This is a genomic window from Herbaspirillum aquaticum (assembly GCF_002213425.1).
Lineage (GTDB): Bacteria > Pseudomonadota > Gammaproteobacteria > Burkholderiales > Burkholderiaceae_D > Herbaspirillum > Herbaspirillum aquaticum.
In genome coordinates this window covers 204861-219301 of sequence record NZ_NJGV01000004.1, presented here as the reverse complement: position 1 = coordinate 219301, position 14441 = coordinate 204861, and the positions used below count along the sequence as shown (strand labels likewise).

The following is a 14441-nucleotide window of genomic DNA, read 5'->3' as shown; positions in this document are numbered from 1 at the left end:
CAAGTCTCTCCCTATATCCTGCCCACAGACGATTACCTCTGCCTATTTCACTCATCCATTTCTTCAATAAGGACAACCACATGGCAACCGAAAAACAGACCATGGGCTTCCAGGCCGAAGTCAAGCAACTGCTGCAATTGATGATCCACTCGCTGTATTCGAACAAGGAAATCTTCCTGCGCGAGCTGGTCTCCAATGCCTCGGATGCGGCGGACAAGCTGCGCTTCGAGGCCATCAACAATGGCAGCCTGTTCGAGGACGATCCGGAACTGAAGATCAAGATCAGCTTCGACAAGGCGGCGCGCACCATCACCATCTCCGACAACGGCATCGGCATGAACCGGGATGAGGCCATCTCGCACCTGGGCACCATCGCCAAGTCGGGCACCAAGGAATTCTTCTCGCGCCTGTCGGGCGACCAGCAGAAGGACGCCGCCCTGATCGGCCAGTTCGGCGTGGGCTTCTACTCGGGCTTCATCATCGCCGACCGCATCACGGTCGAGACGCGCCGTGCCGGCACCCCTGCTTCTGAAGGCGTGCGCTGGGAATCCGAAGGCGCAGGCGACTTCTCCATCGAGCAGATCACCAAGCCGGGCCGCGGCACCGACATCATCCTGCACCTGCGTGAAGGTGAAGATGAATTCCTCTCTGCATGGCAGCTCAAGTCCATCATCCGCAAGTATTCCGACCACATTTCCCTGCCCATCCTGATGAACAAGGAAGAATGGGATGAGGAAAAGAAGGAAACCGTGCAGAAGGACGAGCTGGAGACGGTCAACCAGGCCAGCGCCCTGTGGACCCGCAGCAAGTCGGAAGTCACGCCCGAGCAATATGAAGAGTTCTACAAGCACGTCTCGCACGACTTCGGCGCTCCCCTGGCCTATACCCACAACCGCGTGGAAGGCCGCAGCGAATACACCCAGCTGCTCTACATCCCGGCGCGCGCCCCGTTCGACCTGTGGGACCGCAACAAGCGTGGCGGCATCAAGCTCTACGTCAAGCGCGTGTTCATCATGGACGATGCCGAGCAGCTGATGCCGGTGTACCTGCGCTTCGTCAAGGGTGTGATCGATTCGGCCGACCTGCCACTGAACGTCTCGCGCGAGATCCTGCAGGAGTCGCGCGATGTGCGCGCCATCCGCGACGGTTCGGCCAAGCGCGTGCTGAGCCTGCTGGAAGAGCTGGCCAACAGCGAAGACCAGGCGCAGAAGGACAAGTACACCACCTTCTGGACCGAGTTCGGCCAGGTGCTCAAGGAAGGTATCGGCGAAGACGCGACCAACAAGGAGCGCATCGCCAAGCTGCTGCGCTTTGCTTCCACCCACAATGACAGCGATGTGCAGAATGTTTCGCTGGCCGATTATGTGGCCCGCATGAAGGAAGGCCAGGACAAGATCTACTACGTCACTGCCGAGACCTGGCAGGCCGCCAAGAACAGCCCGCACCTGGAGATCTTCCGCAAGAAGGGTGTGGAAGTGCTGCTGCTGACCGACCGCGTGGACGAATGGATGCTGTCCTTCCTGACCGAATTCGAGGGCAAGGAACTGGCCTCGGTGGCCAAGGGTGGCCTGGACCTGGGCCAGCTGGAGAACGAAGCCGAGAAGAAGCAGCACGAAGAAACGCAAGCCGAGTACAAGGAACTGGTCGAGAAGATGAAGACCGCCCTGGGCGACAAGGCCAAGGAAGTGCGCGTGACCTTCCGCCTGACCGATTCCCCGGCTTGCCTGGTGGCCGACGAGAACGAACTGTCGGGCAACCTGGTGCGCATGTTGAAGGCAGCCGGCCAGGCGGCACCGGAATCCAAGCCCACGCTGGAAATCAACCCGGACCACCCGCTGGTGCAGCGCCTGAAATACGAAGAGGCGCGCTTCGACGACTGGTCGCACATCCTGTATGACCAGGCCCTGCTGGCTGAAGGCGGTGCACTGGCCGATCCGGCCAGCTTCGTCAAGCGCTTGAACGACATGCTGCTGGCCATGGCCGCCAAGTAAGTTCGTTCATATGCCGGACCATGCCGACAGGCCGTGATGGCCTGGCTGGCAGGAACGCCGCCTGCGGGAACTCCCGCAGGCGGCGTTTTCATTCATATCGGCTTGCAGCCACGATGCTGGCTGGTTAACATCGGCCTATGGAATTGCACTTCATCAATCCCCGCAAGAATGCCCTCGCCTACCTGGTCAAGATCCTCTCCGGCTGCCTGATCCTGTGGTACGGACTGCGCGCGCTGGGTATCGAGGAGCCCTACTGGGCGATGATTTCGCTCATCATCGTGACCGAACCGGACATGACGGTGGCCAAGGCCAATTTCCGCGCGCGGCTGATCAACACGATTTCCGGCTGCATCGTTTCCTGCATCGCGCTGGTGATATTCGGGCCGACCTTCCTGGCCATGCTGGTGGCCCTGACCGCAGCGGTAGTGGTGGCCATGCTGCTGCAGAACTATCCGAGCAACTGGCGGCTGGGACCGGCCACCGTGGTGATCCTGCTCTCGGCCGCCTTCACCGGCAATGGCCTGAGCCAGGAACTGCACCTGGCCTTGATGCGGGTGGGGGAAGTCATCGTCGGAAGTACGGTGGCATTGTTGCAAACGGTGGTCTACATGTGGTTGCTGAAATCCAAACAAACGTCCGTCAACAATGACACAACGTCATCCTGAAGAGCCTTTATTGCAAGGTCCCCGCGTAGTCCTGCGGCGATGGCGAGCGGAGGATCGCGAAGCGCTGGCGGCGATCAACGCCGATCCGGTGGCCATGCAGCACTTCCCCCAATGCCTGACTCGAGCAGAGAGCGATGCCTTGGCCGACAAGGTAGAAGAGCATTTCGTCCAGCATGGATTTGGCCCATGGGCGTTGGAAATCCCTGGCGTCAGTGAAATGGCCGGGGTCGTTGGCTTGATGCAAGTCGGATTCGAGGCGCATTTCACGCCTGCCGTCGAAATCAGCTGGCGGCTGGCCCCTGCGCTTTGGGGGCGGGGCTATGTCACGGAGGCAGCGCGCTGCGCGCTGGATTTCGGCTTTCTGAAGCTGGCGCTGCCTCGGATCGTTGCTTTTACGGTACCTGCCAACGCCCGTTCGCTAGCGGTGATGCAGCGACTGGGCATGCGCTCGGAAATGAAGGATGACTTTCTCCATCCGCGCTTGCCAGCAGGTCACGCATTGAGCCTGCACAGGCTCTACCAGATCGATCAGGGAACGTGGCGCGATTGGCGACGTGGCGAAGATTTCCCTCTGATTTCCTGACAAAAAAAGCAGGGCCGCAGCCCTGCTTCTTCATACGCTTCGCAAAAATCAGTGCGTCACGCGGGTGGTGCGTCCGTTGGAGAGCAGACGGACACGTTCGCCGATGCGGAAAGGTTCATCTGCATCCTGGGTGATGGCGCGCAGCTCGCCGTTATCCAGGCGCACGGTGATTTCCAGGCCGGGACGGTTGTTCAGGTGGGCTTCGGCCTGGTTGCCCAGGACGCCGCCGGCCAGTGCGCCGACGATACCGGCAGCCAGGGCACCATTGCCGCCGCCGATGTTGGAACCGGCCGCGATGCCGCCCAATGCGGCGCCGCCGAGAGTACCGACGCCGGTCGAGCCCTTGTCGATGGTCACGTTGCGGATAGACTCGACCACGCCCATGCGCACGGTCTGCTCACCCTGCGCCTGGCGGGTGTTGTAGACGCTGGCCGAGTTGGGGGTCACTGCGCAGCCGGCTACCAGGGAGCCCAGGGCTGCGATCACAAGCAATTTCTTCATACTAAAAACTCCGACTGAGAACTATTGGCCCGTTTCCGGGCAGCGGGGGGATTCGAGCGTCCGCGCGAACGCAACATGATCGCGCATCTCGCCCGCAAGCACACATTCCTTTACATCTTAATACAAAGAGGCTGCGCGTCGGCAATCGTTCCCGCAAGGACTTCTTCAGTAGGCGATATGCCAACGCCGGTACAGGAAAGCCAGCACGAACAAGGGCCCCACCAGCAGAAACCGCAGGTCCTCGAAGAAAGATGGCTTCTTGCCCTCGATGCGATGGCCGATGAACTGGCCGATCCAGGCCAGCACGAAGACCGACGCCGACACCGGCAGGACAGCGCCCAAGGGTAGCCGCGCCAGCACCACCAGCATCACCGCCGACATGGCCAGCATGCCCACGGCAAAGGGCGGCGACAGGCGCAGGTACCAGGCCAGCACAGCGGCGGCCACCAGCAGCGCCACGGCCGGTGAAACGATCCAGCACAGGCCCAGCAGCGAAAATACGATGGCCGGCACACAGATGCAGTGGATCAATTCATTCATCGGATGGCGATGGCTCTCGGCATAGCGGGCCAGCAGCACATCGATGCGGCGCGGGGAGACGGTGCTGGTGCTATCCATGAGAGCTCCTCGTTCAATGAGCGGGCGTAGCCTCAGCGGCCGCCGGAGACGTCGATGAAGGTGCCGGTGGCATAGGAAGACTCCTCCGACAGCAGCCACAGGATGGCGTTGGCCACTTCCTCGGCGGTGCCGCCGCGCTTCATGGGGACGGCATCCTTGAGCCGGTCGACACGGCCCGCTTCGCCACCGCTGGCGTGGATGTCGGTATAGATCAGGCCGGGACGCACGGCGTTGACGCGAATACCCTCAGCCGCCACTTCCTTGGCCAGGCCGATGGTGAAGGCGTCGATGGCGCCCTTGGAGGCGGCGTAGTCCACGTATTCACCGGGGCCGCCCAGCTTGGCGGCCATCGACGACAGGTTGACGATGGCCCCACCCTGCCCGCCGTGGCGGGTGGACATGCGCTTGACCGCCTCGCGCGCGCACAGCAGGCTGCCGGTGACGTTGGCCACCAGCACCCTGGTGATGCGTTCGGCGCTCATGGTGTCGAGGCGGGACTGGTGTTCGAGGATACCGGCGTTGTTGACCAAGGCGGTGACGCGGCCCAGCTCCTGGTCGGTGGTGGTGAACAGGCGCAGCACGTCCTCTTCTTTGGAGACATCGCCGGCGACGGTGATGGCGCGGCCGCCGGCGGCGCGGATCTGCCCGGCCACCGAATCGGCGGCTTCGCGGTTGGAGACGTAGTTCACGCACACGGCGTAGCCGCGTTGGGCTGCCAGCAGTGCGGTGGCCGCGCCGATACCACGGCTGCCGCCGGTGACGATGATGACTTTATCTGTCATGTTCAGTTTCCCTTGATATGAATGGCCCGGCACGTGACGCCAAGGCAGCTTACGCTAAGATGTGAATTCTTGTGCATTTTGCCGCAAGCCTGACGCCTCTGCAGCCGCGCCATTGTGCACGCACTGCGATGCGGCTGGTGCTTGCTGAAATTCTTTTCATCCCGGCCGTTTCCATGCCTGCTCGCCCTTCCTCTGCCGCCGCCACCTGCTCTGCCACTGATGCTTCCCCCGATGCCGATACAGCCACGACGGATCCCTTGCTGGCCAGCTTTGCGCCGGTAGTGGCGTCGGACACGCGCATCCTGATCCTGGGCAGCTTGCCGGGAACGGCCTCGCTGGCGATCCGGCAGTATTACGGGCATCCGCGCAATGCGTTCTGGCGGCTGGTGGGCGACGTGATCGGGGCGGACCTTTACGCGATGGACTATGACGCCAGGCTGGCCACCTTGCTGCAACATCGCATCGGCCTGTGGGATGTGATCGCCCAAGCCAGGCGTATCGGCAGTCTCGACAGCGAAATCAGGGATCACAGCGGCAATGACTTGCTGACGCTGATCGCCAGGCTGCCTGCACTGGAGACCATCGCCTTCAATGGTGGCACCGCCGGCAAGATCGGGATCAAGGCGCTGGGTACCAAGGCGCAGGACTATCGGGTGGTGGTGTTGCCGTCGAGCAGTCCGGCGCATGCGGCGTTGGGGTATGAGGACAAGCGTGCGCGCTGGCTGGACGCACTGCGCTGATCATCGCCGCAGAGGCTGCCGGCCGGGCCTTAAAGATAGTGATAGCGACAAGCGATGATATTGAGCTGATCGTCAGTGGCTTCGTACACCAGTCGGTTCACATCATCAATGCGGCGCGACCAGAATCCTTGCAGATTGGCTTTCAAGGGCTCAGGTTTGCCTATCCCTTCGAAGGGGGCGCGTTGCGCTTCGCGAATGAGCTGATTGATGCGTTTGAGGGTCTTTCTTTCTTGCGTTTGCCAGTATTGGTAGTCCTCCCACGCTGCTGCCGTGAACATGACGCGTCGACTGGCACTCATTGCTCATCCAGCTTCTTTTCCTCGACCTTGGCGGCGCGAAGTTGGGCAATCGACCGCTCCAGGTGGGCGACGTTGGAGGGCGAACGCAGCAGGTGAACCGTTTCCATCAGGCTATCGAAGTAGTCTTGCGACATCAGCACCGCATTGGGAGCATCGCGCCGGGTGATCAAGGTCACATCGGCATCTTCGACGACGCGATCGATCACGTTCTTGAGGTTGCTGCGGGCGTCAGTAAAGTGGACTGTGCGCATGGGTAGCCTCCTGCGGTGAACGAAAGCTGCATCGTAGCACATGTACATATTATGGTACATGTGCTACTACCCTTTAATCACTTCCTGAGGAACAGGTAGTCATAAAACTCCCCCGAAAACCCGCCATTGAAAATCAAATACTGCAACGCCTTCGCGAAAAACACGATGGCGCAGAAGACGATGGCCAGCTTCAGGCAGAGGATGAGGTTCTTGAGCATGGCGCAAGTTTAATGGAGCACAGACCGCCAGCGCATCACCGCCACGGCAAGCGGACGAAAAAAAACCGCCCGGCCAGATGGCGGGCGGTGCGGAGAGCAAGCCTTGTCGCGGGATTCAGAACGCCGGCACCAGCGATCCCTTGAACTCGGTCTCGATGAACTTGCGCACTTCCTCCGACTGGTAGGCCTGCACCAGCTTCTTGGCCCAGGGCTTGTCCTTGTCTTCGGCACGGGTGGCGATGATGTTGGCGTAACGGCCGCGCGGATCTTCCACCGCGATGGTGTCCTTCTGCAGGGACAGGCCGGCTTTGTAGGCGTAGTCATTGTTGATTGAGGCCGCCGCCAGGTCGTCCAGCGAGCGTGGCAGTTGCGCCGCATCCAGTTCGATCAGCTTGAGCTTGCGCGGATTGTCGATGATGTCCAGCGGGGTGGCATTGACGCCGTTTTCACCCACGCCCGGCTTGAGCTTGATCAGGCCGGCCTTCTGCAGCAGCAGGAGGGCGCGGTTGCCGTTGGAAGGATCGTTCTGGATGCCGACCTGCGCCCCATTGGGCAACTGGTCCACCGATTTGAACTTGCGCGAGTAGATGCCCAGCGGCGCCGTGATGGTCAGCCCGACCGGCACGATCTTGTAGCCGCGCGCAGCGATCTGGCTTTCCAGGTAAGGACGGTGCTGGAAGGCGTTGGCGTCAAGGTCGCCGGAGGCCAGTGCCGCATTGGGTTGGAGATAGTCACTGAAGACCACGGTCTGGATCTCCAGTCCGTCGCGGGCAGCAACTTTCTTGACCACCTCGAAGATGGCTTCGGCACTGCCGACCGAGATACCGACCTTGATCTTGTTCTTGTCCTGCGCGCTGGCGCCATGCGGCGCCAGGACCAGGGCCAGCGCAGCAGCGGCGGCGATGCGCTTGATGATTGCAGCCAATGGCATGGGAACTCCGGAAATGATGAGGTCCGCATCCTCACATACGTGCGGGGCCGGCAGAAGGAATGAATTTGCATGTCGATATGCGCAAAGCGCGCAGCGGCCGCTGGCAGGCCCTCAAGGCAAGGTATCATTCGGCATCCGCAGGCGGCCTCCCCGGCTGCCGCGCCGTTTCATTCATATCATGCTCATCCGAAGAAAATCCATCGAAGCCCAGGCCAATACCAAGGCCGGCCCCAATCGTCGTCGCCAACAGCTCGAAGCCGACGCCAGCAAACCGCGCAAACCCAAATATGCCCCCGTGACGCTCTCCGAACTGGAAGGCGTGCGCTACCTGCATTTCGGGACCGAGTGGGTGCAGGGTGCGATGCGCATCCGCAAACCAGACTGGATCGAACTGGAATACGCCCAGCAGATGATGGCGTGGATGCTCTTCAACCGCACGCCCCGCCACATCGTGCAGCTGGGCCTGGGCACCGGCGCACTGACCAAGTTCAGCTACCGGCAATTCCCGCAGGCGCAGGTGACGGCGGTGGAGCTCAATCCTGCCGTCATCGCCATCTGCCACAGCATGTTCAAGCTGCCCGAGCCGGATGAGCGTTTGATGATCATCGAAAGCGATGCCATGGACTTCATCGTCCATGCCGCCACCCACGGCATCATCGATGCACTGCAGGTCGATCTCTACGATGCCACGGCGCGTGGGCCGGTGCTCGACAGCCCCGAGTTCTACCAGGCCTGCTATGACAGCCTGGCGCCCGGGGGCGTGATGACGGTCAACCTCTTTGGCGACCACCCGAGCTATGCCAAGAACCTGCGGGCCATGGAATATGCCTTCGATACCGTGGTCTCGCTGCCGGAAGTCCACGACGGCAACGTGGTGGCGCTGGCCTTCAAGGGCGCGGTGCAATTCGATTTCCCCGAACTGTATGCCCGCGCCGCCTTGATCGAGAGCCAGACCAAGCTGCCGGCCAAATCCTGGGTCAACGGGATCAAGGCGGGCTTGTAAGAAAGTGGCATCAAAAAACCAGGCCGGGCGTGGTGCCGATGCCCAAGAGATAAAATATTTTCATCTTTTCCCAAAAAAAGCTTGCACCACCCCGACCTCCCTCCTATAATGCGCTCTCTCTTGCAGCACTGAGGCAACAACGAAGTGCAGCAACGGGGCGTTAGCTCAGCTGGTAGAGCAGCGGACTCTTAATCCGTAGGTCCACAGTTCGAATCTGTGACGCCCCACCAATAACGAAAAGCACCACGAGCGATCGTGGTGCTTTTTTCGTTTCTGCGCGTCTTGTGCGTAATTCTGCGTGCTTCTGTGAACTGCCTGTCTCAGGCTCCTCGTCAATCGCGCTCAGCGCCCCTCGCGATCACATCCAGCGTTTCACGCGCCCCGCCCTCACACCCGCTTTTTTGCCGCCTGCGCTTACTCCCTGGTCTGCGCGGAAGTGGCCGGGCCAGACTCCCCTGCGCTTGCGCCCTGCGCCGAATCCGCCGACGCCTTGCGTTGACGCCCCGGCCGGATACGCTTGACTTCGCTGGCCGATGGCAGGTCACGCTTCTTCTTGCCCGACTTCGACATCTGCGACAAACCCGTCAAGAGCTGCACCAGCGAACTGCGCAGGGTGGCATCCACGGCGCGATAACAGGCAATGAGCTCACTCTCCTGCTGGGTGGGCGTCGACCCGCGCACACCGGTGAGCACATAGGTGACATCCACTCCGATCTCGCCCAGGCCGTGCAGATAATAGGCGTCCGGGGCGGTCTCGCCGATCTCGTACTTGATTTGCGTGCGTGCTGTGATGTCGAGCTGGTCGGCTACCGATTTCTGGGTATGGCCACAGCGGCCCCGCTCTTCAGCCAGGCGATCACCAAGTATTGTCAAAAATTCAGTTTTATTCGATGACATATGAAAAGGACCTCTCCTAGAATGTTGCTTTCAGTCCAACAACGAGGAGACATCTTATGGCACACAGGCAACAAAACGAACGCAAGCCCGCAAAAGGAGCGACGCGTCTGGTGAATTTTCGATTAAATGAGGCGGAATTCGAGGAAGCCACCCTCCTGGCGCAACAAACTTACCGCTCGCGCGCGCTGTTCTTGCGCACGATGTATTTGCTGGGACTGCAGGCATATCGCCGCCAGCATCCGGCGGACTGATTCCGTGCGTGGGGCGCGCGCATAACTCGAAAGGAGATGGGGGCTGCCGCCGGCATCAGAGGATGCCCAGCCGCAGCAGGAAATCTTTCACCGCCACCAGAACCTGATCCGGCTGCTCCCGATGGGGGACGTGGCCGCATTGCGCCAGCACCTGGAATTGGCCCTGCCCGGGGAACGCGCACGGCAGGCCGGCGATCATGCGCGGATGCGCGAGGGTGCCGAATTCATCCAGGTCACCATGCAGTGCCAGCACCGGGCAGGTGAGCCTGGCCAGCATGGGCGCCAGCGACCACTGCGCAAAGGAAGGCGAGAGCCAGGTATCGATCCAGGCCGAGAGCACCCAGCGCGCCTGCTGCGGGTCGTTGCCGTGGTATTTCGCCAGGCGCGCCAGCTGGTCCTGGTCGGCAAAGCTGGCGCGAGCATCGCGGATGCCTTCCAAGGTGCGCTCCTCGACGAAAGCCTGCGCAGATTCGGTGATCACGGCCAGCACGCGTTGCGGCATCTGCGCCGCAGCGGACACGGCCATGCCACCTCCCACGCTATGGCCGAACAGAACGGCTTGCGCCACGCCGAAATGCTGCAGAACGGCCTGCAGGGATCCATGGGCTTCGGCCGCGATGAAGTCGGGAGACAGCGCCTCGCTGCGCGCAGTGGACCGCCCGAATCCTGCACGATCGTAGGCGATCACGGGCAATCCCGTCGCTTGCGCCAACCGGGCAGGGAAATCACGCCACAAGGCCACCGCGCCCAAGGAATCGTGCAGCAGCACGACCGGTGTGCGCCCAGCCTGCGCCCCGCCCCACAAGACGGCGTAAAGGAGTGCGCCCTCTTGCTCGATGAACTCTTCCTGCCGTTCTGACATGGATGCTCCTCGTCTCGCGCCGGCCACGTCGGACAGACCTGGCGTAGCCGCGCGAACAGGAAATAAAAAGGCGCACCGGGGGGTGCGCCTGAATCAGCCTTCAAGGGGGTATGGCTCCCCCTCAATATACCGGACACGCTATCAGCTTGCGCGACGTGCGAGCCCCAGTATCACGCTTGGCGCATGGCTGATGCCGCGTCGCTCGCAGCCCTCAGTGATGCGCGCCGCCGCCCAGATAGGCAGCCTTGACCGCCGGGTCGTTCTGCAGCTTGTCGGCGGGTCCGTGTACGGAGATCTTGCCATTCTCCAACACATAGCCATAGTCCGCAACATTGAGCGCAGCAGCGGCAAACTGCTCCACCAGCAGCATGGTCACGCCCTGCTCCTTGAGCCGCAGGATGATGCGGAAGACCTCGTCCACCAGGATCGGGGCCAGTCCCATCGAGGGCTCGTCCAGCAGGATCACTTCGGGATTCAACATCACCGCGCGCGCCATGGCCAGCATCTGCTGCTCGCCGCCCGACAGGGTACCGGCCAGCTGCGTCTGCCGTTCTTTCAGGCGCGGGAACAGCTCCAGCGCGCGCTCCAGGTCGTGCGCGATATCGCCCTTGGGGCGAGCCCGCGTAAAGCGCGGGAAAGCGCCCAGCAGCAGGTTGTCGGTCACGCTCATGGTGGCGAAGACGCGACGACCTTCGGGCGAATGCGCCAGGCCGTAGCGGGCGATGCGATGCGAATCCAGGCCGGTGATGTTCTTGCCGCCGAGCGTGACTTCCCCGCCCTTCGGTTTGATCATGCCGGAAATGGCGCGCATGGTGGTGGTCTTGCCGGCGCCGTTGGAACCGATCAGGGTCACCACCTTGCCCTTGGGGACGTCCATCGAAATGCCATGCAGCACCTCGACCTTGCCGTAAGCGGCGTGCAGATTGGAAATGGTCAGCATGTTCAGGCTCCCGCGGGGCTGGATGTGTTGTCGTGGGCATCGCCTGCGCCACTGCCGAGGTAGGCTTCGATGACCTTGGGGTCAGCCTGGACCTGGGCCGGCTTGCCTTCGGCGATCTTCTGGCCGAAGTCGAGCACCGTGACGGTATCGCAGATCGACATGACCACGTCCATGTGGTGTTCGATCAGGATGATGGTGATGCCGGCTTCGCGGATCTTGCGGATGATGGCGACGAGCTCCTTGATGTCCGGCGCGGTCAAGCCGGCGGCCGGCTCATCGAGCAGCAGCAGGCTGGGGTTGAGGCCCAGCGCACGGCCGATTTCCAGCAGGCGCTGCTTGCCGTAAGGCAGGTTGCGCGCCTCCTCGTTGGCCAAGTTGGCCAGGCCCACAAACTCCAGGATGGCGGCGGCGCGTTCACGTGCGGCTTGCTCTTCGCGCACGTAGCGCGGCGTATTGACCATCACGTCGACCACGTTGCTGTTGAAGGTGTGGTGCAGGCCCACCAGCACGTTTTCAGTGGCCGTCATTTCACCGAACAGCTGCACGTTCTGGAAAGTGCGCGCCACGCCGCCCAGGGCGATGGTCGAAGGCGTATTGCCGGAGATCGGGCGCCCGTCGTATTCCACCACGCCATCGGTCGGCCGGTAGATGCCGGTCAGCACGTTCATCATGGTGCTCTTGCCCGAGCCGTTGGGGCCGATCAAGCCGTGCACGGTTCCCTTGCGCACGTCCAGGTCAACCCGGTTCAGCGCCTTGAGGCCGCCGAACTGCATCAGGATCTGGTTCACCTTCAGCAGGGTTGCACCCTCATCCTTGACGGAATCGGTGGTGATGACGGCACGCTCCTTGTCACCGGCGATCTGCTGTGCCACCGGCACGTGCTTGGTCAACACGCGACCGAACAGGTTGCGGCAGAAGCCGACGATGCCATCCTGCAGGTAATACACGACAAACAGCGTCATCAGACCGAAGATGGTCAGGCGCCAGTCGGTGATGTTTTCCAGCTTGTAGGAGAAGGCGGCCATGGCGATGGTCGCCACCACCGGCACGGCGATGCCGCGCGCGGTCTTGGTCCCCTTGGCCAGCTGCACGCCGGCGCCGATGACCACGATCACGGCCAAGACGGTGGCGATCTGGCGGAACAGCGCGATGTCCGACAGCAGGCTGGGCAGCATCACCACGATCAATGCGCCGATCAGCGAACCGATGCGCGACTTGCGGCCACCCATGATCACCGCCAGCAGGAACAGGATGGTCAGTTCGAAGTTGTAGGTATTGGGCGAGATGTACTCTTCCGAATACGCATACAAAGCCCCCGACAGACCGGCCAGCGCCGCACTGATGATGAAGGCATAGACCTTGTAGCGATACACCGACACGCCCATGCAGTCCGAGGCGATCGGACTGTCGCGCAGCGCCTGGAAGGCACGGCCGAGGTTGGACTTGAGGATGCGATGCACCACCAGCATGGAGATGACCATCAGGATCGCCACCAGGTAGAAGAACTGCACTTCGTTCATCTTCTCGCCACCCAGCATCGGCTTGGCGACCTTGATCCCGAGCGGACCTTCGGTGAGGAAGGTCATCTCGTTGATCAGGATCTGGATGATGGTCCCGAAGGCCAGCGTCACCATCGCCAGGTAAGGGCCGGTCACCCGCAGTGCAGGCAGCGCCAGGATGGCACCGAACACGGCCGTCACTGCAATGGCCGCCGGGATGGTCACGAAGATCGGCAGGCCCAGCTTGAAGAACAGCACGCCGGCGGCGTAGGAGCCGATGCCGAACAGGCCCGCATGGCCCAGCGAGACCTGGCCGGTGTAGCCGACCACGATATCGAGCCCGAACAGCAGGATGGCGTAGATGAGGATGGTTTCGATCAGGTGCAGGTAATACGGGTTGTGCACCACCATGGGAATGCCGCCCAGCGCGGCGATGCCCAGCAAGGACAGCAGCAGGATTTTCTTGTTCATGGTGTCAGACCTTCTTGATCGCAGTTTTGCCGAAGAGGCCCGCAGGTTTCACCGCCAGCACCAGCAGCAGCAGCACCAGTCCCGGTACTTCCTTGTAGCCGGTCGAGATATAGAAACCGGTCACGGTTTCAGCCACGCCCAGGATCAGGCCGCCGACGATGGCGCCCATGCCCGAAGTCAGGCCGCCAATGATGGCCACCGCGAAGGCTTTCAGCCCCAGTGCCGCGCCCATGGTGGCGCCGGTCAGCGTCAGCGGCGCCACCAGCACGCCAGCGAAGGCGGCCGTGGCCGAAGACAGGGCATATGAAAAAGTGATCACCATGCTGGTATTGATGCCCATCAAGCCCGCCGCATCGCGGTCGTTGGAGGTGGCCACCACAGCCTTGCCATAGATCGACTTGCGATTGAACAATTCGACCGCCGCCATGATGAGCAAGGCACCGATCACCACCAGCACCTGCATCGGCTGCACGTTGGCACCGAAGACCTGGAAGGGCGTGCCGGAGATGGGCGACGGGAACGGCAGGTCGTCCTTGCCCCAGATGTTCTCGGCGACGTTCTTGAAGATGATGGCCAGCGCGATGGTGGACATGATCCAGCCGAATTCGGACTTGATCTTGATGGCCGGACGCACGCCGATCCATTCCACGAACATGCCCTGCAGGGCACCGAAGACCAGCACGATGGGGATCATCAGCCAGTAATTGAGATAAGGCCCGCCGTGGATGTTGCCCACCACGGAGAGCCCGACCAGCGCGCCCAGCATCAGGGCTTCACCCTGGCCGAAGTTGAGCGTGCCGGACGTGGCAAAGGTCAGTTGGTAACCGAAGGCGATCACGGCATAGATCATGCCGAGCGCGATCCCGGAGAAGACCAGTTGTAAGAGGATGTCCATTGTATTTCCCAAGAAGCGGCTACCGCCGGGTGGCGGCGTAGAGC

18 protein-coding genes and 1 tRNA gene are annotated in these 14441 nt (G+C 61.8%); 7 read left to right on the top strand and 12 right to left on the bottom strand.

Annotated features, from left to right (window positions below; genetic code table 11):
* The first annotated feature begins 80 nt into the window (after nt 1-80).
* From htpG to CEJ45_RS05645, 3 genes are all read left to right on the top strand, one after another.
* Nucleotides 81-1991, top strand: a complete 1911-nt coding sequence (gene htpG / locus CEJ45_RS05655; RefSeq protein ID WP_088754209.1) for a molecular chaperone HtpG — start codon at nt 81-83, stop codon at nt 1989-1991.
* A gap of 137 nt (nt 1992-2128) precedes the next feature.
* Nucleotides 2129-2656, top strand: a complete 528-nt coding sequence (locus CEJ45_RS05650; RefSeq protein WP_088754208.1) for an FUSC family protein — start codon at nt 2129-2131, stop codon at nt 2654-2656.
* The gene (locus CEJ45_RS05645) at nt 2637-3239 is read left to right on the top strand and encodes a GNAT family N-acetyltransferase (protein ID WP_088754207.1); all 603 of its coding nucleotides are present in this window, start codon (nt 2637-2639) and stop codon (nt 3237-3239) included. The genes CEJ45_RS05650 and CEJ45_RS05645 overlap by 20 nt, the downstream gene beginning before the upstream one ends.
* Before the next feature lie 48 nt (nt 3240-3287).
* Here the strand turns inward: CEJ45_RS05645 and CEJ45_RS05640 are convergent, their stop codons facing one another.
* The 3 genes from CEJ45_RS05640 to CEJ45_RS05630 form a co-directional block, all read right to left on the bottom strand.
* Complete coding sequence (locus CEJ45_RS05640; RefSeq protein WP_088754206.1) at nt 3288-3740, bottom strand: outer membrane lipoprotein; 453 nt, start codon at nt 3738-3740, stop codon at nt 3288-3290.
* Nucleotides 3741-3905: 165 nt separating this feature from the next.
* Complete coding sequence (locus CEJ45_RS05635) at nt 3906-4358, bottom strand: Mpo1 family 2-hydroxy fatty acid dioxygenase (RefSeq protein ID WP_088754205.1); 453 nt, start codon at nt 4356-4358, stop codon at nt 3906-3908.
* Between the two features lie 32 nt (nt 4359-4390).
* On the bottom strand, nt 4391-5140 hold the full coding sequence (locus tag CEJ45_RS05630; protein WP_088754204.1) for an SDR family oxidoreductase: 750 nt from the start codon (nt 5138-5140) through the stop codon (nt 4391-4393).
* A gap of 257 nt (nt 5141-5397) precedes the next feature.
* On the opposite strand from CEJ45_RS05630, the gene CEJ45_RS05625 reads away from it, so the two are divergent.
* The gene (locus CEJ45_RS05625; RefSeq protein ID WP_088754203.1) at nt 5398-5880 is read left to right on the top strand and encodes a DNA-deoxyinosine glycosylase; all 483 of its coding nucleotides are present in this window, start codon (nt 5398-5400) and stop codon (nt 5878-5880) included.
* Nucleotides 5881-5909: 29 nt separating this feature from the next.
* Here the strand turns inward: CEJ45_RS05625 and CEJ45_RS05620 are convergent, their stop codons facing one another.
* The 4 genes from CEJ45_RS05620 to CEJ45_RS05610 form a co-directional block, all read right to left on the bottom strand.
* The gene (locus CEJ45_RS05620) at nt 5910-6179 is read right to left on the bottom strand and encodes a Txe/YoeB family addiction module toxin (RefSeq protein ID WP_088754202.1); all 270 of its coding nucleotides are present in this window, start codon (nt 6177-6179) and stop codon (nt 5910-5912) included.
* The gene (locus tag CEJ45_RS05615; RefSeq protein WP_088754201.1) at nt 6176-6430 is read right to left on the bottom strand and encodes a type II toxin-antitoxin system Phd/YefM family antitoxin; all 255 of its coding nucleotides are present in this window, start codon (nt 6428-6430) and stop codon (nt 6176-6178) included. Before CEJ45_RS05615 ends, CEJ45_RS05620 begins: the two co-directional genes overlap by 4 nt.
* A gap of 77 nt (nt 6431-6507) precedes the next feature.
* Nucleotides 6508-6648, bottom strand: coding sequence for a hypothetical protein (locus CEJ45_RS24900; RefSeq protein WP_167386284.1), 141 nt, complete (start codon nt 6646-6648; stop codon nt 6508-6510).
* Nucleotides 6649-6763: 115 nt separating this feature from the next.
* Entirely contained in the window at nt 6764-7579 is an 816-nt protein-coding gene (locus CEJ45_RS05610; RefSeq protein WP_088754200.1) for a MetQ/NlpA family ABC transporter substrate-binding protein, read from the bottom strand.
* A 178-nt stretch (nt 7580-7757) separates the two neighbouring features.
* On the opposite strand from CEJ45_RS05610, the gene CEJ45_RS05605 reads away from it, so the two are divergent.
* Both CEJ45_RS05605 and CEJ45_RS05600 read left to right on the top strand, forming a co-directional pair.
* Nucleotides 7758-8582 carry a class I SAM-dependent methyltransferase gene (locus tag CEJ45_RS05605; RefSeq protein WP_088754199.1) on the top strand — a complete coding sequence of 275 codons (825 nt, stop codon included), beginning with the start codon at nt 7758-7760 and terminating at the stop codon, nt 8580-8582.
* Between the two features lie 154 nt (nt 8583-8736).
* Nucleotides 8737-8812 (top strand) — tRNA-Lys (locus tag CEJ45_RS05600).
* 184 nt (nt 8813-8996) lie between these two features.
* Here CEJ45_RS05600 and CEJ45_RS05595 read toward each other — a convergent pair.
* Complete coding sequence (locus tag CEJ45_RS05595; RefSeq protein ID WP_229296841.1) at nt 8997-9455, bottom strand: helix-turn-helix domain-containing protein; 459 nt, start codon at nt 9453-9455, stop codon at nt 8997-8999.
* A gap of 80 nt (nt 9456-9535) precedes the next feature.
* Here CEJ45_RS05595 and CEJ45_RS05590 point away from each other — a divergent pair, with 80 nt between their 5' ends.
* A complete protein-coding gene (locus CEJ45_RS05590) occupies nt 9536-9730 on the top strand; it encodes a hypothetical protein (RefSeq protein ID WP_088754198.1) in 195 nt (64 codons plus the stop codon).
* A 55-nt stretch (nt 9731-9785) separates the two neighbouring features.
* Here CEJ45_RS05590 and CEJ45_RS05585 read toward each other — a convergent pair whose 3' ends face one another.
* From CEJ45_RS05585 to CEJ45_RS05570, 4 genes are all read right to left on the bottom strand, one after another.
* Nucleotides 9786-10592, bottom strand: a complete 807-nt coding sequence (locus CEJ45_RS05585; RefSeq protein ID WP_088754197.1) for an alpha/beta fold hydrolase — start codon at nt 10590-10592, stop codon at nt 9786-9788.
* A 211-nt stretch (nt 10593-10803) separates the two neighbouring features.
* Nucleotides 10804-11532: an ABC transporter ATP-binding protein gene (locus CEJ45_RS05580; protein ID WP_088754196.1), complete on the bottom strand. Its 729-nt coding sequence runs from the start codon at nt 11530-11532 to the stop codon at nt 10804-10806.
* 2 nt (nt 11533-11534) lie between these two features.
* Nucleotides 11535-13502, bottom strand: coding sequence for a branched-chain amino acid ABC transporter ATP-binding protein/permease (locus CEJ45_RS05575; protein WP_088754195.1), 1968 nt, complete (start codon nt 13500-13502; stop codon nt 11535-11537).
* Between the two features lie 4 nt (nt 13503-13506).
* Nucleotides 13507-14397, bottom strand: coding sequence for a branched-chain amino acid ABC transporter permease (locus CEJ45_RS05570; RefSeq protein WP_039786681.1), 891 nt, complete (start codon nt 14395-14397; stop codon nt 13507-13509).
* Between the last annotated feature and the right edge of the window lie 44 nt (nt 14398-14441).